The sequence below is a fragment of the Pseudidiomarina gelatinasegens genome (assembly GCF_004025325.1).
GTDB lineage: Bacteria > Pseudomonadota > Gammaproteobacteria > Enterobacterales > Alteromonadaceae > Pseudidiomarina > Pseudidiomarina gelatinasegens.
In genome coordinates this window covers 140,602-163,073 of record NZ_RSFE01000004.1, presented here as the reverse complement: position 1 = coordinate 163,073, position 22,472 = coordinate 140,602, and the positions used below count along the sequence as shown (strand labels likewise).

Genomic DNA, 22,472 nt, shown 5'->3' with positions numbered 1-22,472 from the left:
TGGGGGCCTCATGCTTTCCAATTGGCACGCTGAAGACGCAGCCGTAATCTTGCGAGCTGTTAACTCGTCTAAAATAGGCTTAAGTGAAGCTGAGGCAGCACTTCGTCTGGCGAACAATGGGCCAAATGCACTTCCTGAGCCACCACCACCCTCAACGCTCAAACGCTTTATTCGGCAGTTCCATAACGTACTTATCTATGTACTTTTAGGCGCAACGGCTATCACTTTGATGCTACAGCACTATGTGGATGCTGTGGTGATTTTCGCTGTAGTACTAATCAATGCCATTATTGGTTACGTACAAGAGGGTAAAGCCGAGTCAGCACTAGCGAGTTTGCGACACATGTTGGCGCCAACAGCCGTTGTTTTACGCAGCGGTAACCGCATTGAAGTACCCGCTGAAAAGTTGGTTGTTGGCGACATTGTCTTACTTGAACCCGGTGCAAGAATTCCAGCAGATGTGCGGTTGCTTACCTGTCACAACCTACAAGTACAAGAGGCTGTGCTTACCGGTGAGTCGGAGGCTGTGAGCAAGCAAACTGAACCAGTCGCAGTGAACACCCCGTTGGGCAGCCGCGCTAGCATGGCTTATTTGGGTACCTGGGTGACCACCGGACAGGCGCAAGGCGTTGTGGTGGCAACAGGGACAGCAACTGAGTTTGGCGAAATTGGTGTCATGCTAACGGAAGTAACGCGGTTGACTACGCCGTTGGTGGTGCAAACCGCGCGGTTTTCCAAATGGTTAACACTGATCATATTGGCGTTGGCATTGTTGCTACTCATTTATGCGAGCCTGCTAGAGCTACTGCCGTTCGCCGAATTGTTCATGGTAATGGTGAGTTTAGCGGTAGCAGCTATTCCAGAGGGGCTACCGGCAGTTATGACGATTACGCTGGCGGTTGGGGTGCAAGCCATGGCGCGGCGCAATGCCATAGTGCGTCATTTGCCAAGTATCGAAACTTTAGGTGCAGTTTCAGTCATTTGTACCGATAAAACCGGAACGCTTACCCGAAACGAAATGGTGGTGACGGCAGTTGTGATTGCCGATGAACAGTTTGACGTTACGGGCGAGGGGTATAATCCGGCCGGTGAAATTAGCGACGTTAATGCGATTGAAACCGATCCCGTGCTACAGCAACTTGCGCGGGTTGCGGTGTTGTGTAATGACGCAGAATTACAGCAACAAGAGGACAACTGGGCAGTAAGCGGTGACCCAATGGAGGGGGCTTTGGTGGTATTGGCTGCAAAGATTGGCTGCTCAGCTGAACACGCAAGGAAGCAATGGCGACGGGACGACTTACGCCCGTTCGATGCTGAATATCGTTACATGGCAACCCTGAACCACAGCCACGATGGACAAGGTTTCGTTCATGTAAAGGGTGCGCCTGAACAAGTGTTATCGATGTGCTCACAGCAGCAAATGCTCCATGATATCCAACCCTTGAACCTAAACTATTGGCAACAAAAAGCTGAACATATGGCCCAACAAGGCCTGCGGGTTTTGGCCCTCGCCCAGCGACGTATAGAGCCAGACACGGTATTGCTGGACTCGTCAGATGGTCTTGAAAATTTAGTGTTGTTAGGCTTGGTCGGCATTGTCGATCCGCCACGTGCTGAAGCAGTGCTTGCAGTGAAAGAATGCCAGCAAGCAGGGATTGGCGTGAAAATGATCACGGGTGACCACCCAGGCACCGCTCGATCAATTGCGCAGCAAGTTGGTATTATCAATACGGATAAAGTGCTCACTGGGGCTGATTTGGATAAGTTAAACGACCAGCAATTTAATGCAGTTTTGGCGACAACCGATGTGTTTGCCCGAACCAGCCCCGCGCACAAATTGCGGTTAGTGAAAGCACTGCAAGCGCAACAGCATATCGTTGCCATGACAGGTGATGGCGTGAATGACGCGCCCGCTTTGAAACGGGCAGACGTGGGTATTGTAATGGGTATTCGCGGCAGCGAGGCGGCGAAACAAGCGGCAGACGTAGTGCTAACGGATGATAACTTTGCATCCATTGTGGCGGCGGTTCGCCAGGGCCGCACGGTATACGATAATTTGAAGAAAGTGATTAGTTGGGATATTCCCACCAGTGTGGGCGAATCCATGACCATCATTGTTGCTTTACTCATGAGCATGGCATTACCGATAACCCCAGTTCAGTTATTGTGGGTTAACCTCGTTACTGCCATCACTTTGGGGCTGACGCTTGCATTTGAACCTACCGAAGCTTACAGCATGCAACGGCCGCCGCGGCAGCGCTCCGAGCCATTATTGCGCGCCTCACTGGTTTGGCACATTGTGCTGGTTTCAGTACTCTTTATGGTGGGTATATTTGGTATTTTCCAATATGCACTGGGGCAAGGTTACACACTTGATTTGGCGCGCAGTTTGGCCCTAAATACCGCGGTGGTATTAGAAATATTTCATCTGTTTTTTATTCGTAATATTTATGGCACATCTCTGACACTGCATTCACTTCGCGGTACGCGCCCGCTATGGATTGCAGTTGTGTTGATCGTGCTGGCGCAAGCGGCCGTGACATACGTGCCCGCGCTACAAAAGTTGTTGGGTACAGCGGCAATTGGTTGGCGCGATGGGCTGCTGGTACTCGCTATAGGTGTCGCATTGTTGCTGGTTGTTGAGGCAGAAAAGCAGGTACGTATTCGTTTATTTAATTGGCGCTTGTAATTTTCCGACCTTTTTTATGGAGCTTTTACTAAATCCTTTCATTTAACGTGTTGAGCGGCGTCATGTCGCTCGCTACCATAGCTGCCGTAACGTTGATTGTGGGGGAGCGGCATCATGTACAAGTTTTTACTGGGTTTGATTATGAGTACCATGGTGGTTTTAGTCGCCTGCAGTCCGCAGGAGCAAGAAAGCTTTGTGAAAGAGCTTCCTAGCGTTCAACAATCAAATAAAGGCTCTACGCATCACGCTTTAGCCCCTTCTCGACCGCGCGCACAAGTCGAATCACCTGCTTTTCAACTTTAACTGCGCCTGAGCGCTGCCGTGCTAATGCCCACTCGATGTGCTCTTGAACCATTGGCGTGCTGCTCGGGTATCGCTGTTCGAGCGCCGCAATAATATCAGTATCTGTTGGCGCATTACCGAAGGCAACGGCTAAGTTACGTTGCCAGCACTCATAGCCAATACGCCGAATGGGCGAGCCCTCGGTACGCTTCAGAAACTGTTCTTCATCCCATTGCCATAATTCAAGTAATTCCGGTGCGTGCAAATCCTTGCGTGGTGCGAAATCGTCTTCACCGGTCAGCTGGGCATAACGATTCCAAGGACAAATGAGCTGGCAGTCATCACAACCATAAATGCGATTACCCATCAGCGGCCGATACTGTTCCGGAATGCTGTCACGCAACTCAATCGTTAAGTAGGAAATACAGCGCCTGGCATCAAGCACGTACGGTTCTACTATTGCTTGCGTGGGGCAGATGGTAATACAAGCGCTGCACGTACCGCACTTTTCCTCAACTTCAGTATCCATAGGTAGCGGTAGATTGACCAGCAATTCGCCAAGAAAGAACCAAGACCCGCTGCCTTCATCGAGTACCAAAGTGTGTTTGCCGCGCCAACCGAGTCCGGCTTTTATAGCCAGTGGTTTTTCCATAATGGGTGCGGAATCAACAAATGGCCTGAAATCCAACTCGGCACAAGCTGATTGAATTTTATCGCCCAACTGTTTGAGGCGCTTTCGCATGAGTTTATGGTAGTCGCGACCTAAGGCGTAACGGCTGATGTAGCCAAGACGAGGATTTTTAAGTGTTTTAGCAAAACCAGCTTCGGCCGGTAAATAATTCATGCGCACCGATATAGCTCGCACAGCGCCTGGATGCAGTTGATCGGGGCGGGTACGCAAGTCACCATGACGCGCCATCCATTCCATGTCGCCATGCATGCCTTGGTCAAGCCAACGCTGCAAATGTTCGCGTTCGGTGCTTAAATCAACATCAGTAATACCGACCTTTTGAAAGCCAAGTTCGGTACCCCAACGTTTAATATCTTCAGCGAGTTGATGATAATCCATACAATTCGATTTATCCTCTAGGATAGAGCGCAGCGCTAACATAGCAAAAAACCTACAAGGATGCACCGATGCTTAAAGATTTCAGTGCGATGATTTATACCACCGAACAAGTTCGCAGCGGCGAAGCAAATGCAGCTGCAGAACATGATGTGAGTATGGCGCAGCTGATGCAGCGCGCCGCGCAGGCTTGCCTGCTAGCAATTAAGCAACAGCATCCCGTGGGCGCGCAACTGCTGATACTTTGTGGGCCGGGCAATAATGGCGGCGACGGCTGGGTACTAGCACGACTTGCCCAGCAAGCGGGCTACCGTGTGCGTGTAGCTGGCGCAAAACCCAGTTCGCAGCTCGCTAAAGAAGCCGCGCAAGCATGGCATGATCATGGCGGCTCGTCGATTGTGCTCACAGATGTGCAAAGTCAGCATTTTGAAGGGGTCGACATTGTCGTGGACGCCTTGCTTGGCAATGGTCTTGCCCGTGATTTAGACGCCCTCTATCAGCGTGTTGTTGAGTTATTGAATCATAAAGCACGAGGCTGTTGGGTACTCAGTATTGATGTTCCCACAGGGTTAGACAGCGACACCGGCTGCCCCAAACCGATAGCCGTACACGCCAATAAAACGGTAACCATGATTGCAATGAAAGTTGGGTTGGTGACCGGTCAGGCGGCAAATTTCTGCGGCGCCATTGAGCTTGCCGATTTAGGCGTGGCTGGTGCATTTTATAGAGCCAAGCCCGCGTTAAGAGCGATAAGTCATAATGTTGTACGTGAGTGCTTACCAACTCGAGCAGCTGCATCTCACAAAGGTATGTTCGGTCATGTGCTAATCGTCGGTGGTGGCCCTGGCATGAGTGGCGCGGTAAACCTTGCTGGGCGCGCTGCACTGCGATGTGGAGCCGGCAAGGTCTCGGTGGCGACCCATGGGTCATCCCAATTAGCGGTGGCCGTTAGCCAGCCAGAGCTCATGGTGCATCATGTTGATGATGATCTAAGTCGTTTATTGACGCTCGCATCGGTGGTCGTCATTGGACCTGGACTTGGCCAAACGGAATGGGCGCAAAAACTGGTCGAGCAGGTGGGTTGTTGGGAAGGCCCGGTAGTTTGGGATGCCGACGCGCTTAACATTTTTGCACAGCAACCCATCCGTAAACCTGAAGGGGCCACCTGGTATTTTACACCGCACCCTGGCGAAGCCGCGCGTTTGCTGCAAAGTAGTGCAAAACACGTTGAATCCGACCGGATGCAGGCCCTTACAAAACTTTGTCAGAACTTTCATGCACATGTGTTACTCAAAGGTTCAGGTACATTAATACAGAATTACGGCAGCGACATGCGCTGGGTATGTCGTCGCGGCAGCCCAGCATTGGCTACGGGTGGCAGTGGCGATGTGTTAAGCGGCGTTGTCGGGGCAATGATTGCGCAGCACGTTGATGCTGAAAATGTATTGCCAGTTAGTGTGTGGTTGCATGCTGTGGCGGGTGAGAATGCTGCGCAAAACGGAGAACGTGGTACACTAGCGAGCGATTTGTTGATGCAGTTGCGCGCGTTGGTAAACCCGACCCAACAGCCTGGGTAGCCAACGGTGGCAGCTAAGATTTTTACAGTGGAAAATTGATGCAAAGTCAGACTCTTTATTTGGAAAATGAAGCGGCATTGCTGGCGTTATCAAAGCGCTTGGCTCAAGCGGTGTCAGCTCAAGAAAAAAAGCTATGCAATAGCGCATTGACGGTGTATTTATTAGGTGAGTTGGGTGCGGGAAAAACAACGTTCAGCCGTGGTTTTATTCAAGCGCTAGGGCATCAAGGGCACGTAAAAAGCCCTACCTATACGCTGGTAGAAAGCTATGATTTGGCACCTTGGCAAATCAACCATTTTGATTTGTATCGCTTGGCCGACCCAGAAGAGCTTGAATTTATGGGTATCCGTGATTACCTTGGACCTCATAAGATTATTTTAGCGGAGTGGCCCCAACGCGGTGAAGGGTATCTTCCACAGCCAGATATAATTATAACGATTGATTATGCGGGTACAGCGCGATCAATCACTTTAAATGCGCGAACAGAACGGGGTCGAGTATTGCTCGATACAATGTAATGCGAAATATCTATGCTGCAGTGGTGTTCATGTGCGTGCTCTTCAGTGGCGCGGCTCATGCCAATGAGATTGTGAATGTTCGGGTGTGGCCAGCACCGGACAACACACGTGTGGTATTTGATCTTAGCGACAGCCCGGAATTTAGTTATTTCACGCTCTATCAAGCTACGCCATACCGACTCGTCATCGATTTTGATGGTACCCAGTTAGGTCTTGATCTCAACAAGGTGCAGAACGATTCGTTGCTGATTAAAAAAATTCGCACCAGTACCCCTAAAAATAAACAATCCACGCGAATTGTGATTGAGCTGTCAGATAAAATTGATGCCAATGTATTCCCATTAGCGGCTAATGACCGCTACGGGGAGCGGTTAGTCATCGATTTGCCCGGGCGTTCAATTGCGCGCAAAAACGAACCTCTGCGCGCTGACCAGCTCGAGGAGCGTAAAGTCACGATTGCAATCGATCCCGGACATGGTGGCGACGACCCAGGCTCAATAGGTCCCAGCGGTACCTATGAAAAGCATGTGGTGATGAAAATCTCAAAAGCTCTGGCAGATATCATTAACCGCGATAGTGCGATGCAGGCTTATTTGATTCGCTCAGATGACTACTACGTGGGCTTAAAAGCGCGCACTCGCAAGGCTGAAGAAATAAAAGCTGACTTACTCGTGTCTGTGCATGCAGATGCTTTTACCAGCCCACAGCCACGCGGAGCCTCAGTATGGGTGCTATCAACACGGCGGGCGAATAACGAAATGGGTCGCTTGCTCGAGGACAAAGAACGCCTGTCGGATGTGCTCGGTGGTGTCGACATGCGCATTGAAGAAGATGACACCTACGGTTACCTCAACAAAGCGTTGATTGATATGACTATGGGCCACGCCATGAGTACCGGTTATGAAATGGCACGTGAAGTAATTGCCGAAATGAAGCGGGTGGCGCACATGCATAAAACAGAACCGCAGCATGCTAGTTTGGCCGTATTAACTTCAGGGAACGTACCTTCTATGTTGGTTGAAACCGGTTTCATCTCCAACCATCAAGAAGAAAAGCAGTTGCTTAGCAACAAGCATCAACAGCAACTTGCGCGTTCAATATATCAGGGTATTCGGAATTATTTCCAACGCCGTCCACCCGATGGCACTTTATTTGCGACCAATCGTAACAGCACCCATGTGGTTCGCTCAGGTGAATCGCTGTCAGTGATTGCGCAACGCTATAATACATCGATAAAAGCACTAAAAGAGCGCAATGATTTGTCTAGCAACGTTTTGTACGTTGGGCAAAAGCTCGAAATTCCATCATCTTAAGTTAGGTTTACACATGCCGATTCAGTTGCTGCCAATAAGTCTGGCCAACCAGATAGCAGCAGGGGAAGTTATTGAACGCCCCGCATCTGTTGTTAAAGAGCTGGTTGAAAATTGCCTTGATGCCGGTGCTTCGCAAATTAGCGTCGACATTGAGCAAGGCGGGCGGCGCCGTATTCGTGTGCGCGATAACGGTGGGGGTATTGTTAAAGAAGAACTTGGGCTGGCGCTCAGTCGTCATGCTACCAGCAAAATTGCTTCGCTCAGTGATCTGGAGGCAATTCAAAGTCTCGGGTTTCGGGGGGAAGCCTTAGCCAGTATCAGCTCAGTATCGCGCTTAACCCTCACATCGAAAACCGCAACCCAAGAACAAGCATGGCAAGCGTGGGTAGAAGGGCGTGACATGCAAGCGGAACTTGCACCGGCGAGTCACCCTGAGGGCACCACCGTTGATGCGCAGGACTTATTCTTCAATACACCCGCGCGGCGTAAATTTTTGCGCACCGATAAAACTGAGTTTGCTCACATTGATGAGGTATTGCGGCGGATTGCGCTGGCGCGCTTTGGGGTACGTTTTAGTTTAACGCACAATGATAAAATTGTGCGCCAATACAATGCAGTACAAGAACCGGAGCACGCTATAAAACGTGTTGCGCAGGTGTGCGGAAGCAGCTTTACCGACACAGCCTTGGGGTTAGACGAGCAAACCGGACCGGTACGCTTGTGGGGCTGGATAGCCCCCGCGCATGCCTGCCGCCATCAAGCCGATGTTCAGTATTTTTACGTGAATGGGCGCATGATGCGCGACCGTTTACTTGGGCATGCCGTGCGCCAAGCCTACGGCGATACTTTAAACGATGAACGAACGCCAAGTTTTGTTTTGTACTTAGAATTACCGGCCGAGGATGTTGATGTCAATGTGCACCCGGCAAAACACGAAGTGCGCTTTCATCAGGCCCGGCAAATTCATGATTTTGTATTGCACTGCGCGCGCCAGGCGCTCAGCTCAGCGCGCGCTACCGCAGCAACCGAAGCTGAACAAACGCAGCACGGCTATACAGCCAGCAGCGAAGCGTTGACCCAGCAAGTTAGAGAGCTGCAACCACAGCATCGTGAAATATTCCCAACGCGAACGGCCCCGCCTGAACCGGCGCCAACAATGCCGCATCCAAAGCCATCGTTACCGCACTCTGTGCTGCAGGTAGTGGCTCAGCGCTTCGCTTTGATTGAATCAGAACCATTGGCATTGCTTGATTTGCAGCGGGTTCAACACGCGTATTTGCAGCAGCAACTGCAGCAGCAGGCACAAGTCGGGCTAGCTGGGCAGCCGTTGCTGATTCCCGTAAAATTGACCGATACCGCGCTACTGCGCTCACTGGTCGAAATTGATGCCAAACAACTGGCGCGACTGGGTGTGCGTTATGAGCAGTCCAAACGTGCAGTGACGATACTGGATGTGCCTTCAGTTTTACGTCAAACAGATATCGCCACAAGTATTGCAGCGTTGGTGGAGCGTCTTCAAACCAATAAAGAAGTATTTAGTTGGCTGGCAATTCATCAAGTTCAAGCCGACTACTCACTGACGCAAGCGGAACATTGGCTGCGCTGCTGGCAAGATCAGCTGAATTCGAATCCCCAGTGGCTTACCGCGATTACCTTACCAACCATGCCGGAGCCGCTGCGATGAATGAGCCCTTTGTTATTTGTTTGTATGGGCCAACGGCGGCGGGTAAAACCGGTTTGGCGATTGCACTTACACAACAGCTTCCTTGTGACATTGTCTCGGTCGATTCAGCCTTGATATATCGTGGAATGGACATTGGCACAGCCAAGCCAACTGCGGCAGAGTTAGCACAAGCGCCACACCGCCTCATTGATATTTGTGACCCGGCTGAGAGCTACTCGGCGGCGCAGTTTGCGGCAGATGCGCGGCGTGAAATTGACGCCATCATTGCACGAGGGCGTATTCCACTCTTGGTGGGTGGAACCATGCTTTACTTTAAAGCTTTGCTAGAAGGCATGTCGCAACTGCCTGAAGCTGATGAACATATTCGGCAGCAACTCGGCCGTGGGCTCGAGCAACACGGGAGTGCCAAATTGCACGCGGAATTGGCTGCAATTGACCCCGTGAGCGCAGCACGAATTCATCCGAACGACCCTCAACGGTTGATGCGGGCGCTCGAGGTATATCGCATTTCCGGTAAGACATTAACGGATTTAACGGCTGCACGTCACGGCGCTTTGCCTTACCCTTTAATTCAAATTGCCGTTGCGCCACGTGATCGTGCCACCTTGCACCAACGTATTGCGTTAAGATTTCGTCAAATGGTTGAACAAGGTCTTCTTAATGAGGTCGAACAACTACGACAACGGTCTGATTTACATGTCGATTTACCAGCTATACGCTGTGTTGGTTACCGTCAAGCGTGGCAATACCTTGATGGCGACTACGATTATGAAGAGTTTATCGACCGCGGTATCTTTGCCACGCGGCAGTTGGCCAAGCGTCAATTAACGTGGTTGCGAAAATGGCCTGGTGTGCAGTGGCTTGAAAGTGAGTCACCGAATTTGCTGGAACAGGCCTTGGAACTATGCGCGCAACCACCGCAGTTATTTGCGCAGGGCAGCCTTGAAAACTAAAAGATTCACCTTATATTCAGTATAAGCTGAAATAAATTAGACAAAGCTGCGAAATGGTGGCATTTAAACTATAGTTAAAGTGACTGGTAATAGCGTTTGAGTATGTTGCCGCCAGACACGAACAATAACAAAAAAGGAAACAGAATATGGCTAAGGGGCAAACATTACAGGACCCGTTTTTGAATGCGCTGCGCCGTGAGCGCGTTCCGGTGTCAATTTACTTGGTAAATGGAATTAAATTGCAAGGCCAGATCGAATCGTTCGATCAGTTTGTTATTTTACTTAAAAATACAGTAAGCCAGATGGTCTATAAACATGCCATCTCAACTGTTGTTCCAGCGCGTATTCCGCAAAATTATCTGCCAGTAGCAGAGAATAGCGAAGAGGCGATTGACTAATACTATGATGAAGGAGCAGTGATAGCTTGTTTGATAGGTTTGAAAGTGGTGAGCGTGCTATCCTGGTCCACGTTGATTTCCCAGCCGAAATCGATCGTGAAGATCTCTCTGAGTTAAAACTTCTTGTGTCATCCGCCGGGGTTGAAACCCTCGGTGTGGTGACAGCATCGCGTAGCACCCCAAGTTCCCGATATTTTGTTGGCTCAGGCAAAGCAGAAGAAATTGCTGATCACGTTAAGTTGCTAGACGCCAATATTGTCATTTTTAACCACAGCTTAAGCCCAACGCAGGAGCGTAACTTAGAAAAGTTATGCCAATGCCGCGTGCTTGACCGTACTGGTTTGATTCTTGATATTTTCGCGCAGCGTGCACGTACCCACGAGGGTAAGTTGCAAGTCGAGTTGGCGCAGTTGCGGCATATTTCTACGCGGTTGGTGCGTGGTTGGACCCACTTGGAGCGCCAAAAAGGTGGTATCGGTTTACGAGGCCCGGGTGAAACTCAGCTTGAAACTGACCGACGGCTTATCCGTGGCCGCATCAAAAACATTCTTGGGCGCTTGGAAAAGGTTCAGAAGCAGCGCGAACAAGGGCGTCGGGCGCGTCAGCGCGCTGAAATTCCAACAGTATCATTGGTTGGTTATACCAACGCGGGTAAATCAACCTTGTTTAACAAAATTACTGAATCCCATGTGTACGCTGCCGATCAGCTGTTTGCGACACTTGATCCAACATTGCGGAAGCTGGAGCTAGCTGATGTAGGGTCAATTATCTTGGCTGACACCGTTGGCTTTATTCGGCACTTACCGCATGAGCTTGTTGCAGCATTTAAAGCTACGTTGCAGGAAACGCAAGAAGCAGATTTATTGCTTCATGTCATTGATGTGGCCGATGAGCGCCAAGCAGAAAACATGCATCAAGTGCAGGAAGTGCTGCATGAAATTGGCGCCGACGAAGTACCGCAACTGCTCATTTGCAATAAGATTGATAAACTGGATGACGGGCTTGCGCGTATAGATACTGATGACCAAGGGATGCCGATACGCGTATGGCTATCAGCGCAGTCAGGAGCCGGAATAGATTTGTTACAACAAGCGTTAGTGCAACGCTTGCGCCCACAGATGGTTGACGTATCCTTACGAATTCCACCCTCAATGGGTAAGTTACGTGGTAAGCTTTACGCCATGAAGAGTGTTACAGCAGAAGAAACCCGTGAAGACGGGCAGCTTGCGTTGAAAGTACGAATGTCAGCTGTTGATTGGCAACGCTTAAGCAAACATGTCGCCAAAGAGTATGGCGATACCTTGCAAGGATTTGTAGAATAGCTGTAACAAATTAACAATAATGTATTTATAAACCACCCAGAGTTGGAGTAATCAATGGCCTGGAATCAACCGGGAAACGGCAATAACAATGACCGTGATCCATGGAAAAACCAAGGCGGCCGCGATCAAGGCCCGCCCGATCTCGATGAAGCGATTCGTAACTTGCTTGGCAAGTTAGGTCTTGGCGGAAACAAAGGCAAAGGCGGTGACGGTAAAAAAAGCAGTGGTGGGTTCCCATCACGTGGTTTTGGCGTTATCGCTATCTTAATCGTAGTTATCTGGTTTATTGCCGGTTTCTATACGGTCAAAGAAGCCGAACGAGGCGTTGTATTGCGTTTTGGTCAATACCACAATTTGGTCGAGTCTGGCCTGCATTGGCGTCCATTTTTTGTCGATACGGTCGAAACAGTCGACGTGAGCAACGTACAACAGTTCCAGTCTGAAGGTTTTATGCTAACCCAAGACGAGAACGTGGTGCACGTAGAGCTTGACGTTCAGTACCGTATCGTGAATCCGCGCGACTACCTGTTCGCAGTAGAAAACGCAGACCGGAGTTTAGCGCAAGCAACCGATAGCGCATTGCGCTACGTTGTTGGCCACACGACCATGGATGAAGTTTTAACCGTGGGTCGTGAAAGTGTTCGACAGAACACCTTAGAGCTGCTGGAAAATGTGATAGCGCCTTATCAATTAGGTATTCAAGTTGTTGATGTGAACTTGCTGCCAGCGCGTCCGCCTGAAGCAGTAAAAGACGCGTTCGATGATGCTATTTCCGCGCAAGAAGATGAGCAACGTTTCATTCGTGAAGCTGAAGCTTATGCACGACAGGTTGAACCGTTGGCGCGTGGTCAGGTTCGCCGTGTTCTGCAAGAAGCTCAAGCGTATCGTGAGCAAGTTGTGTTGAAAGCTCAAGGTGAGGTTGCTCGCTTTAAAGAGCTGTTGCCACAATACATAGCTGCACCTGTTGTGACGCGTGAGCGTTTATACATTGAGACATTGGAAAAACTCTACAGCAATACCGCCAAAATTATGGTGGATGTAGACGGTAGCAACAACATGATGTATTTGCCGCTGGATAAAATTCTTGAGAAGCAGCGCGGTTCGGTAGAGCCTGCGCGTAGTGAAGCGTCTAGTACTAACTCACGTCCGACGCAAAGCTCAGGTAACAATCAAAATGGCAATTCGTCGCGCAGTAATACCAATGACACGAGCGTTCGCACCAGCGATCGCTTTAACGATGGCCGGGGGTAAACGATGAAAAACTTTATAGCAGTATTAGTTATCGTCGCTGTGGTGCTCGGCTTCTCCTCAATTTTTGTTGTGAAAGAAGGCCAACGCGCCATTGTGGTTCAGTTTGGTAAAGTATTGCGAGATGCGGACACTGGTGAAGCGACGGTTTATACACCGGGCTTGCACTTCAAGCTACCGTTCATCGAAGACGTTAAGCGCCTTGATGCACGTTTTAAAACACTTGATGGTAATCCAGACCGTTTCGTAACCAGCGAGAAAAAAGACTTAATCGTTGATACGTATGTGAAGTGGCGAATCTCTGATTTTGCAACTTACTATTTGTCGACCAATGGTGGTAACCAAGCTCAAGCAGAAGCATTGTTAACACGTCGGGTTAGCAGTGGTTTACGCGCTGAGTTTGGTAGCCGTACCATCAAAGAAATTGTTTCTGGCGAGCGTGACAACTTAATGCGTGAAGCGCTAATTCGCGGTGCCGATAGTGCCCAAGAATTAGGTATCGAAGTTATCGACGTGCGGGTGATGCAAATCAACTTGCCAACCGAAGTCAGTCAATCGATATTCCAGCGGATGCGTGCAGAGCGTCAAGCAGTTGCCATGGAACACCGTTCTGAAGGTCGTGAGCAAGCAGAATTTATTCGTGCTGATGTTGATGCACGTGTAACGGTTATGCTTGCAGACGCTGAGCGTGAATCACGAGAACTACGTGGTCAAGGTGATGCAGCGGCAGCAGGAATTTATGCTGACGCATATAGCAAAGACCCCGAGTTTTTTTCATTCATTCGTAGCTTACAAGCTTACGAGAAAAGCTTTGCCACTGGCAACGATGTGCTGGTGCTTGAACCGGAAAGTGATTTCTTTAAATACTTGAAGAACTCAACAGCAACCAACTAAAAAGCTAGTTAGTGATTGCTAATAAAAACCCGCGGTTGTGCCGCGGGTTTTTTGTATATAGTCTTCTAAAAAAGTCCAACGAGTAACAAACAGATGTCTTATAAAAAACACTACAGCCGCTATCTAGCTCAACACCCAAACACATTGCATTGTGCGCCGCACAGCCACCACTATTGGCCTGATGTAACGCGCGATGCTCAGTTGCAATATTGGGACGACAGTGCCCGCGGCGTGGATCACAAATGGGACATCATTTTCGGCGAACGTGTGCCGTCGGTGCAGCAGTTGTTATCGAAGCTCCTGAATCACCCTTACCCGGAGCAATTTGTATTTGCCAGTAATACACATGAATTGCTGTATCGGGTGATTACCAGCTTTGACCCAAAGCAGCCGTTGCGCGTACTGAGCACCGACAGCGAGTTTCATAGTTTCGCCCGCCAGATAAAGCGGCTGCAAGAGCGTAACAATGTCGAGCTAACAACCGTGCCAACCGAACCTTATGAAACGTTCGAGCAGCGCTGGTTGGCAGCAACTGAACAAGGCACATTTGACCTAATATTTACCAGCCAAGTGTTCTACAATTCTGGCGTTGTGGCACCGGACTTAAGCACTTGGATCGACCAAGTACCTGCAGCCACGCAAATCGTTGTGGACGGCTACCACGGGTGCGGCGCAATACCGACCGATTTAAGCCCTTATGCCAACCGTATTTTTTATTTAGCTGGCGCCTATAAATACCTTCAGGCCGGGGAGGGGTGTTGTTTTATGGCGGTTCCTAAAGGCTGCCAACTGCGCCCAGAATACACCGGATGGTTTGCTGATTTTGCAAACCTAGCAAAGCCACAAACTGGAACCGTTAGCTACGCCAACGACGGCATGCGCTTTGCCGGTGCAACGATGGACTTCTCAGCGCTATATCGGCTCGAGAGTGTCTTATTATGGTGGCAGCGAGATGCGTTGACGGTAGCAGCCATGCATCGCTATGTGCAGCAGTTGCAAAGCGAATTTCTTGTCGTGTTGGATGAACTTGACCACTCGCAGATTAATCGAACGCATTTATTAGCCGACAACCTTGATCATCATGGCCACTTTCTTACCTTTAAGCTGAAAAATGCTGAAATTGTTGAAGAGTTGGCGGGGCGCTTGCGTGCAGCGGGTGTCGAGACTGATTATCGAGGCGAACGATTGCGTTTTGGATTCGCAATGTATCACGATGCGGCAGACTACCAACGCCTAAAAAATGCATTGAGTCGCGACTGATCGGGCTACCGCCGGTGCCAAATACCTGTTAAAATCGCCGCCTGTTTTTTCAACAGTAACCGCTGGTAACGAGATCATGGGTAAAAATGTAGTAATTCTAGGCACACAATGGGGTGACGAAGGTAAAGGCAAAATCGTTGATTTGCTGACAGATAAAGCGTCACTTGTGGTTCGCTATCAGGGCGGGCACAACGCAGGTCACACCTTAGTGATTGACGGTGAAAAAACCGTATTACACCTTATCCCATCAGGTATTTTACGTGATAACGTAAAATGCGTTATCGGTAACGGCGTGGTGCTGTCTCCTGAAGCGTTAATGGAAGAAATGGCCATGCTAGAAAAGCGTGGTGTTCCGGTACGCGAGCGTTTGCTTATTAGCGAAGCCTGCCCACTGATCTTGCCTTACCACATTGCACTTGACCAGGCGCGCGAGATTGCTCGAGGTGCTAAAGCTATCGGTACTACGGGGCGCGGTATTGGTCCGGCTTATGAAGACAAAGTAGCGCGCCGTGGCTTACGTGTTGGTGATTTATTCAACTTCGCACGGTTTGAAGAAAAACTGCGTGAAGTGGTCGAGTTCCATAACTTTACTTTGGTAAATTACTACAAAGTAGAAGCGGTAAATGTTGAAGACGTTTTAAATTACTGCCGTGAAATCGCCGGCCAGTTAAAAGACATGATCGCAGACATTCCAACCTTGCTTGATGATGCCCGTAAAGCTGGCCAGCACATCATGTTTGAGGGCGCTCAAGGCACCTTATTAGACATCGACCACGGTACCTATCCGTATGTGACGTCGTCGAATACTACTGCCGGTGGCGTGTCCACGGGCGCTGGTTTTGGTCCGCGTTATATCGACTATGTACTGGGTATCGTAAAAGCCTACACTACGCGTGTCGGCAGTGGCCCGTTCCCAACTGAACTGGAATGTGAAGTTGGCCAACATTTAGGTGTTAAAGGGCATGAGTTTGGTGCCACTACTGGGCGGAAACGCCGTACCGGTTGGTTTGATGCGGTTGCAGCACGTCGTGCAGTGCAGATTAACTCTGTCAGCGGCTTCTGTTTGACCAAACTTGATGTATTAGACGGGTTAGATGAACTGAAGATTTGTGTTGGTTACAAGCTGCCAAACGGTGACGTGGTAAACTATCCACCAATGGCTGCTGAAGACTACGACACGGTAGAGCCAATTTATGAGTCAATGCCAGGTTGGCAAGACAGCACAGTGGGTATCACTGAGCATAAAGATTTACCAACTGCAGCCATGGCTTATATCAAACGAATCGAAGTTTTAACTGGCGTTCCTGTGGACATTATTTCGACAGGTCCGGACCGTGGCGAAACCATTATTTTGCGTCATCCGTTCGCAAATTAACCAAACGGACCAAGAAACCTAAAAAAATTGGTATTTACTATTGCATCATCAAAATCGATACAATAGAATGCGCTCCACCTAACCGGGGTGCCGGCATAGCTCAGTTGGTAGAGCAACTGACTTGTAATCAGTAGGTCCCGAGTTCGACTCTTGGTGCCGGCACCAACTCAAAATATGGTTATGGAGGGGTTCCCGAGCGGTCAAAGGGATCAGACTGTAAATCTGACGGCTCAGCCTTCGCAGGTTCGAATCCTGCCCCCTCCACCATTTTTGCATTATCTGTAGAATGCGGTGAGTCCAGAATGGTTTGAGGTGGCCCGATTCAAGGCATGCGGGTATCGTATAATGGCTATTACCTCAGCCTTCCAAGCTGATGATGTGGGTTCGATTCCCACTACCCGCTCCAATAATCTGTATTCGTGCTGATATAGCTCAGTTGGTAGAGCGCACCCTTGGTAAGGGTGAGGTCGGCGGTTCAAATCCGCCTATCAGCACCACTTATCCGGTCCAACTCTTCCCTTGTCTCGCTAAATTCGGCATAATTGTCGGTTAATGATTTTCAATTGTTGGTGTTTAACCACCGTACGTTGTCCAAAAAGAGGCTGTCATGGCAAAAGAAAAATTTGAACGTTCCAAACCGCACGTTAACGTAGGTACAATCGGCCACGTTGACCACGGTAAAACTACTCTGACCGCTGCGATCACCACAGTATTGGCGAAAACCTACGGTGGTTCAGCACGTGCGTTCGATCAAATCGATAACGCACCAGAAGAAAAAGCACGTGGTATCACCATCGCAACGTCACACGTTGAGTATGATACTCCGGCACGTCACTACGCACACGTAGATTGCCCAGGACACGCTGACTATGTGAAAAACATGATCACCGGTGCTGCGCAGATGGACGGCGCTATCTTGGTAGTAGCTGCAACTGACGGCCCAATGCCACAAACGCGTGAGCACATCTTGTTGTCACGTCAGGTAGGCGTTCCATACATCATCGTATTCATGAACAAATGTGACATGGTCGACGATGAAGAGTTGTTGGAATTGGTTGAAATGGAAGTTCGTGAACTTCTATCAGAATACGATTTCCCAGGCGACGATTTGCCAGTAATCCAAGGTTCAGCATTGAAAGCGTTGGAAGGCGAAGAGAAGTGGGAAGCGAAGATTGTCGAATTGGCAGAAGCATTGGATTCATACATTCCAGAGCCAGAGCGTGATATCGATAAGCCGTTCATCATGCCAATCGAAGACGTATTCTCAATCTCAGGCCGTGGTACAGTAGTAACAGGTCGTGTAGAGCGCGGTATCGTTCGTACTGGTGACGAAGTAGAAATCGTAGGTATCCAAGATACTACGAAGACTATCGTAACTGGTGTAGAGATGTTCCGTAAGTTGCTTGACGAAGGTCGTGCAGGTGAGAACATTGGTGCGTTGTTGCGTGGTACGAAGCGTGACGAAATTCAACGTGGCCAAGTATTGGCGAAGCCAGGTTCAATCACGCCACACACGCAGTTCGAAGCAGAAGTGTATGTATTGACCAAAGAAGAAGGCGGACGTCACACTCCATTCTTCAAAGGCTATCGTCCACAGTTCTACTTCCGTACGACTGACGTAACTGGTGCAGTACAGTTACCAGAAGGCGTAGAGATGGTCATGCCAGGCGACAACTTGAAATTTGTTGTTGAACTGATTCACCCAATCGCGATGGACGAAGGTTTACGCTTCGCAATCCGTGAAGGTGGCCGTACAGTAGGCGCAGGCGTAGTATCTAAGATCATCGCTTAATGTGCTGAGGTATCCGTTTACGGGTATTGATGAAAGGGGAGCTTCGGCTCCCTTTTTTAATTGCAAAAGCGTTATTCGTTATTCGATCGCTGCGCTTGTCGTTATTCGTTAACCAATAACCAATAACGAATAACCAATAACGATTAACGAATAACGAGCAACGCCCTTGTTTTACAGTCTTTGATCGGTATAATACAGCGTCCGTTTCTGTCACATAAACAGAACATGCAGGGGTGTAGTTCCAATTGGTAGAACAGCGGTCTCCAAAACCGACGGTTGGGGGTTCGAATCCCTCCACCCCTGCCAAACAGATCAAAGGCGTTATTCGTTAATCGACCGCTACGCTTGTCGTTACTGGATGTAGCGACTAACGAATAACGAATAACGAGTAACGGTTTTTCAAACAGGATTAGATAATGAGTGCAAACACCGAAACGCAAAGCAGCTCACTCGACGGCTTAAAATGGATCGTCGCGATTGCATTACTCGCTGCCGCAGTATTGGGTAACTATTATTATGGTGACCAAATCTCTGTGCTATACCGCGCTATTGCCGTGGTACTTTTAGTTGTTATTGCAGGTGTTATTGCTGGCCTTACAAGTAAAGGTCGCCGCTTCCGTAATTTCGCTAAAGAAAGCCGCACTGAAACGCGCCGTGTGGTTTGGCCATCACGTCAAGAAGCGACGCAAACAACAATTATTGTTGTAATAGCGACTGCGATTGTTTCATTAATTCTGTGGGGCATGGATGCGATTTTAGTTCGCGTTGTGGGCTTCTTTACCGGACTGGAGTTTTAATTTATGACTGATAAAAAACGCTGGTACGTGGTTCAAGCATTTTCTGGATATGAAAAGCGTGTAGCTGATTCACTGCGTGAGCACATCAAAATGCACGGCATGGAAGACAAATTCGGTGAAGTGTTAGTGCCAACTGAAGAAGTCGTTGAAATGAAAGGCGGCAAGCGCGCGAAAAGCGAGCGAAAATTCTTCCCAGGCTATGTGCTGGTGGAAATGGCGATGGACGAAGATGCATGGCATCTCGTTAAAAGCATTCCACGCGTTTTAGGTTTCATTGGTGGTACGCAAGAGCGTCCAACACCAATCACCCAAAAAGAAGCCGACACCATTTTGAATCGTTTACAGGAATCTGTAGACAAGCCGAAGCCGAAAACATTATTCGAGCCAGGCGAAGTTGTTCGTGTTAACGACGGTCCGTTTGCTGATTTCAACGGTACTGTTGAAAGCGTTGATTATGAGAAGAGCCGTTTAACTGTATCGGTTTCCATCTTTGGTCGCGCAACACCGGTCGAGCTAGAGTTCGGTCAGGTCGAAAAAGCATAAAGATAAAAGCGTTTTTCGTTATTCGTCCGTTACACTGTTCGTCCGTGCTTCGCACTGTTCGCGAAGCCTTCGAATAGAGAGCGAAGCGAGCGTACGAACAACGAATAGCGAAGCGTACGAAAAACGCACTTCGCTTGTTGCAATGAGGGGCGAATAGGACTATAATTCGCCTCCTTTTTTATATTGGGGAGCCGTTAGAGTAAGTCATCTCTTAGATTTACGAGGCGTTTGACCCACAACCAAGAGGCTTAAACATGGCTAAGAAGTTAAAAGCTATCATCAAGCTGCAAGTAGCAGCCGGTGCAGCAAATCCGTCACCACCAGTTGGTCCAGCATTGGGTCAGCACGGTGTGAACATCATGGAATTCTGTAAAGCGTTCAACGCAGCAACTGACCAGCTTGAAAAAGGCGCGCCAGTTCCAGTTGAAATCAGCGTTTTTGAAGATCGTTCATTCACGTTTATTACCAAAACTCCTCCAGCAGCCTTCTTGTTGAAGAAAGCAGCCGGTATCAAGAGCGGTTCAGGCCGTCCTAATACTGAGAAAGTGGGTACAGTTACCCGTGCTCAGCTGGAAGATATTGCGAAGGTTAAAGAGCCAGACTTAACAGCGGCAGACCTTGACGCAGCGGTACGTACTATTGCCGGTTCAGCCCGTGCAATGGGCCTGAATGTGGAGGGTCTGTAAGATGGCTAAGTTAAGCAAACGCGCACGTCTTATCCGTGAGAAAGTTGAAGCTCGTGATTATGAAATCAACGAAGCAATCAACTTGCTAAAAGAATTAGCAACTGCAAAATTTAAAGAAAGCGTTGATGTATCTGTAAACTTGGGTATCGACGCTCGTAAATCTGATCAAAACGTTCGTGGCGCTACCGTGTTACCTAATGGTACTGGTCGTGACGTACGCGTTGCAGTATTTACCAGTGGCGCTAACGCTGAAAAAGCGAAAGAAGCCGGTGCTGACATCGTAGGTATGGAAGACTTAGCTGAGCAAGTTAAGAAAGGCGAAATGAACTTTGATGTTGTAATCGCTTCTCCAGACGCTATGCGCGTTGTTGGTATGTTAGGTCAAATCTTAGGTCCACGTGGCCTGATGCCTAACCCGAAAACTGGTACTGTAACCCCTGATGTTGCGACTGCTGTTAAAAACGCAAAATCTGGTCAGGTTCGTTATCGCAACGACAAAGCGGGTATTATCCATGCAACTATCGGTAAAGTTGACTTCGATAATGACAAGCTGAAAGAAAACTTAGAATCATTATTGGTTGCTCTGAAGAAAGCTAAACCTTCTTCAGCAAAAGGCCAATTTATTAAGAAAGTAAGTCTTTCAACCACTATGGGCGCTGGCGTTGCCATCGACCAAGGTTCATTGACTGCTGTATAAGGTTTTGTGGGTTGGAGCTTTGCTCCCGTCCAAGACCGCAGGTGTATCGCGGCTGATTCCTGAGAAGGAATAATCAGCGACACTTAATTTCCTGCGCAGATGGTGATATCCGACTCAGACTCTCTGGGTAAGAGATTCACCGTGACAACGTGGTAGGTGCATTATGGCCTACCTATGTGTAACGATCGGTCCAAAGTTTTTTTAACGGCGGACCAAAAAAAGAGGTGATACTAGTGGCACTAGGTTTAGCAGCAAAACAAGCAATCGTTAAGGAAGTTAACGATGTTGCTTCAAACGCTCTATCCGTCGCTGTTGCTGAGTATCGTGGTATGGAAGTTGCGGACATGACCCAACTTCGTCGTCAAGCGCGTGAGCAAGGCGTGTATCTGAAGGTAATTCGGAACACTCTGGCAAAACGTGCATTCGTTGACACGAAGTTTCAGGACATGGAAACAGCGTTAACAGGTCCTTTGATCTACGGTTTCTCTATCGACGCACCAGGTACTGCTGCGCGTTTATTTAAAGAGTTTGCCAAAGAGAATAAGCATCTGAAAGTTACTGCTCTATCAATTGGCTCAGGCCTGATGGGTGCAGACAAGCTTGACGCTGTGGCTTCACTTCCGACTCGCGACGAAGCATTGGCGAAATTGCTGGCCACCTTCAAAGCGCCTGTTAGTAAGTTCGTTCGTACTATTAACGAAGTTCCTACTAAGTTTGTGCGTGTGTTGTCGGCAATTAAAGACGCTAAATAGAAGCGGTTTTTTAACCAATTTTTTTGTAATTTATAACCCAGGAGTTTAGAGTTATGGCTCTTACTAAAGATGATATTTTGAACGCGATCGCTGAAATGCCAGTTATGGAACTGGTTGAATTGATCGAAGCTGCAGAAGAAAAATTCGGTGTTGACGCTTCAGCTGCTGTTGCTGTTGCTGCTCCAGCTGCTGCCGGCGCTGCCGCTGCAGAAGAGAAAACTGAATTTGATGTAGTATTGAAATCTGCTGGCGCTAACAAAGTAGCAGCTATCAAAGCAGTTCGCAGCGCAACTGGTCTTGGCTTGAAAGAAGCTAAAGACATGGTTGAGTCTGCACCTGTTGCTGTTAAAGAAGGCATCAGCAAAGAAGACGCAGAAGCACTTGCTAAAGATTTAACTGAAGCTGGTGCGGAAGTTGAAGTTAAGTAAGTTAACAAACTTGCATAACTTGGCCTTTTAGGCCTAGGGCTGGTGGCAATTTAGCCACCAGCCTTTTTGCGCTGTAAAGCATGTATCATTTTTGCCCGTTATTGGGGTGCATGCTCGCGGTGACAAAAACGGGAACGACAAGCTTAATTTAGTTTGTTTTTAACCATCGACTCCTACTCCGGTGGTTAGGGTCATCAA

20 protein-coding genes and 5 tRNA genes are annotated in these 22,472 nt (G+C 48.8%); 24 read left to right on the top strand and 1 reads right to left on the bottom strand.

Annotation, left to right across the window (positions count from 1 at the left end):
* Positions 1 to 10 precede the first annotated feature (10 nt).
* Positions 11 to 2,689: a cation-transporting P-type ATPase gene (locus tag EGC76_RS06760; RefSeq protein ID WP_128352239.1), complete on the top strand. Its 2,679-nt coding sequence runs from the start codon at positions 11 to 13 to the stop codon at positions 2,687 to 2,689.
* Positions 2,690 to 2,924: 235 nt separating this feature from the next.
* On the opposite strand, the gene queG is transcribed toward EGC76_RS06760, so the two are convergent.
* Positions 2,925 to 4,040: a tRNA epoxyqueuosine(34) reductase QueG gene (queG, locus tag EGC76_RS06755; protein ID WP_128352238.1), complete on the bottom strand. Its 1,116-nt coding sequence runs from the start codon at positions 4,038 to 4,040 to the stop codon at positions 2,925 to 2,927.
* 68 nt (positions 4,041 to 4,108) lie between these two features.
* Between queG and EGC76_RS06750 the strand changes: the two genes are divergently transcribed.
* The 23 genes from EGC76_RS06750 to rplL all read left to right on the top strand — a co-directional run bounded on the left by EGC76_RS06750 (position 4,109) and on the right by rplL (position 22,274).
* Positions 4,109 to 5,614: an NAD(P)H-hydrate dehydratase gene (locus EGC76_RS06750; protein ID WP_128352237.1), complete on the top strand. Its 1,506-nt coding sequence runs from the start codon at positions 4,109 to 4,111 to the stop codon at positions 5,612 to 5,614.
* A 38-nt stretch (positions 5,615 to 5,652) separates the two neighbouring features.
* Positions 5,653 to 6,132, top strand: a complete 480-nt coding sequence (gene tsaE, locus EGC76_RS06745) for a tRNA (adenosine(37)-N6)-threonylcarbamoyltransferase complex ATPase subunit type 1 TsaE (RefSeq protein ID WP_128352236.1) — start codon at positions 5,653 to 5,655, stop codon at positions 6,130 to 6,132.
* Positions 6,132 to 7,445, top strand: a complete 1,314-nt coding sequence (locus EGC76_RS06740; RefSeq protein WP_128352235.1) for an N-acetylmuramoyl-L-alanine amidase — start codon at positions 6,132 to 6,134, stop codon at positions 7,443 to 7,445. The genes tsaE and EGC76_RS06740 overlap by 1 nt, the downstream gene beginning before the upstream one ends.
* Positions 7,446 to 7,458: 13 nt before the next feature.
* Positions 7,459 to 9,129 (top strand): DNA mismatch repair endonuclease MutL, encoded by a 1,671-nt coding sequence (gene mutL, locus EGC76_RS06735; RefSeq protein ID WP_128352234.1) that lies wholly within the window; start codon positions 7,459 to 7,461, stop codon positions 9,127 to 9,129.
* The gene (gene miaA / locus EGC76_RS06730) at positions 9,126 to 10,082 is read left to right on the top strand and encodes a tRNA (adenosine(37)-N6)-dimethylallyltransferase MiaA (protein WP_128352233.1); all 957 of its coding nucleotides are present in this window, start codon (positions 9,126 to 9,128) and stop codon (positions 10,080 to 10,082) included. Before mutL ends, miaA begins: the two co-directional genes overlap by 4 nt.
* Before the next feature lie 146 nt (positions 10,083 to 10,228).
* The gene (gene hfq, locus EGC76_RS06725) at positions 10,229 to 10,480 is read left to right on the top strand and encodes an RNA chaperone Hfq (protein ID WP_128352232.1); all 252 of its coding nucleotides are present in this window, start codon (positions 10,229 to 10,231) and stop codon (positions 10,478 to 10,480) included.
* Positions 10,481 to 10,506: 26 nt separating this feature from the next.
* On the top strand, positions 10,507 to 11,802 hold the full coding sequence (gene hflX, locus EGC76_RS06720; RefSeq protein ID WP_128352231.1) for a ribosome rescue GTPase HflX: 1,296 nt from the start codon (positions 10,507 to 10,509) through the stop codon (positions 11,800 to 11,802).
* 54 nt (positions 11,803 to 11,856) lie between these two features.
* On the top strand, positions 11,857 to 13,053 hold the full coding sequence (gene hflK / locus EGC76_RS06715; protein ID WP_128352230.1) for an FtsH protease activity modulator HflK: 1,197 nt from the start codon (positions 11,857 to 11,859) through the stop codon (positions 13,051 to 13,053).
* A 3-nt stretch (positions 13,054 to 13,056) separates the two neighbouring features.
* Entirely contained in the window at positions 13,057 to 13,944 is an 888-nt protein-coding gene (gene hflC, locus EGC76_RS06710) for a protease modulator HflC (RefSeq protein WP_128352229.1), read from the top strand.
* 93 nt (positions 13,945 to 14,037) lie between these two features.
* The gene (locus tag EGC76_RS06705) at positions 14,038 to 15,204 is read left to right on the top strand and encodes an aminotransferase class V-fold PLP-dependent enzyme (RefSeq protein WP_128352228.1); all 1,167 of its coding nucleotides are present in this window, start codon (positions 14,038 to 14,040) and stop codon (positions 15,202 to 15,204) included.
* A 76-nt stretch (positions 15,205 to 15,280) separates the two neighbouring features.
* A complete protein-coding gene (locus EGC76_RS06700) occupies positions 15,281 to 16,579 on the top strand; it encodes an adenylosuccinate synthase (protein WP_128352227.1) in 1,299 nt (432 codons plus the stop codon).
* Positions 16,580 to 16,668: 89 nt separating this feature from the next.
* Positions 16,669 to 16,744 (top strand) — tRNA-Thr (locus tag EGC76_RS06695).
* Positions 16,745 to 16,761: 17 nt separating this feature from the next.
* Positions 16,762 to 16,846 (top strand) — tRNA-Tyr (locus tag EGC76_RS06690).
* Positions 16,847 to 16,910: 64 nt separating this feature from the next.
* Positions 16,911 to 16,985, top strand: a tRNA-Gly gene (locus EGC76_RS06685).
* A 15-nt stretch (positions 16,986 to 17,000) separates the two neighbouring features.
* Positions 17,001 to 17,076 (top strand) — tRNA-Thr (locus EGC76_RS06680).
* A gap of 110 nt (positions 17,077 to 17,186) precedes the next feature.
* Positions 17,187 to 18,371, top strand: a complete 1,185-nt coding sequence (gene tuf / locus EGC76_RS06675) for an elongation factor Tu (RefSeq protein ID WP_128352215.1) — start codon at positions 17,187 to 17,189, stop codon at positions 18,369 to 18,371.
* A 229-nt stretch (positions 18,372 to 18,600) separates the two neighbouring features.
* Positions 18,601 to 18,677: transfer RNA gene (locus EGC76_RS06670), tRNA-Trp, on the top strand.
* Between the two features lie 110 nt (positions 18,678 to 18,787).
* Entirely contained in the window at positions 18,788 to 19,168 is a 381-nt protein-coding gene (gene secE, locus EGC76_RS06665) for a preprotein translocase subunit SecE (RefSeq protein WP_128352226.1), read from the top strand.
* Positions 19,169 to 19,171: 3 nt separating this feature from the next.
* Positions 19,172 to 19,711, top strand: coding sequence for a transcription termination/antitermination protein NusG (nusG, locus tag EGC76_RS06660; RefSeq protein WP_128352225.1), 540 nt, complete (start codon positions 19,172 to 19,174; stop codon positions 19,709 to 19,711).
* A 254-nt stretch (positions 19,712 to 19,965) separates the two neighbouring features.
* On the top strand, positions 19,966 to 20,397 hold the full coding sequence (gene rplK, locus EGC76_RS06655; RefSeq protein ID WP_128352224.1) for a 50S ribosomal protein L11: 432 nt from the start codon (positions 19,966 to 19,968) through the stop codon (positions 20,395 to 20,397).
* Between the two features lies 1 nt (position 20,398).
* Positions 20,399 to 21,094 carry a 50S ribosomal protein L1 gene (gene rplA / locus EGC76_RS06650; RefSeq protein ID WP_128352223.1) on the top strand — a complete coding sequence of 232 codons (696 nt, stop codon included), beginning with the start codon at positions 20,399 to 20,401 and terminating at the stop codon, positions 21,092 to 21,094.
* A gap of 233 nt (positions 21,095 to 21,327) precedes the next feature.
* Positions 21,328 to 21,846, top strand: coding sequence for a 50S ribosomal protein L10 (rplJ, locus tag EGC76_RS06645; protein WP_128352222.1), 519 nt, complete (start codon positions 21,328 to 21,330; stop codon positions 21,844 to 21,846).
* 53 nt (positions 21,847 to 21,899) lie between these two features.
* Entirely contained in the window at positions 21,900 to 22,274 is a 375-nt protein-coding gene (rplL, locus tag EGC76_RS06640) for a 50S ribosomal protein L7/L12 (RefSeq protein ID WP_128352221.1), read from the top strand.
* Positions 22,275 to 22,472 lie beyond the last annotated feature (198 nt).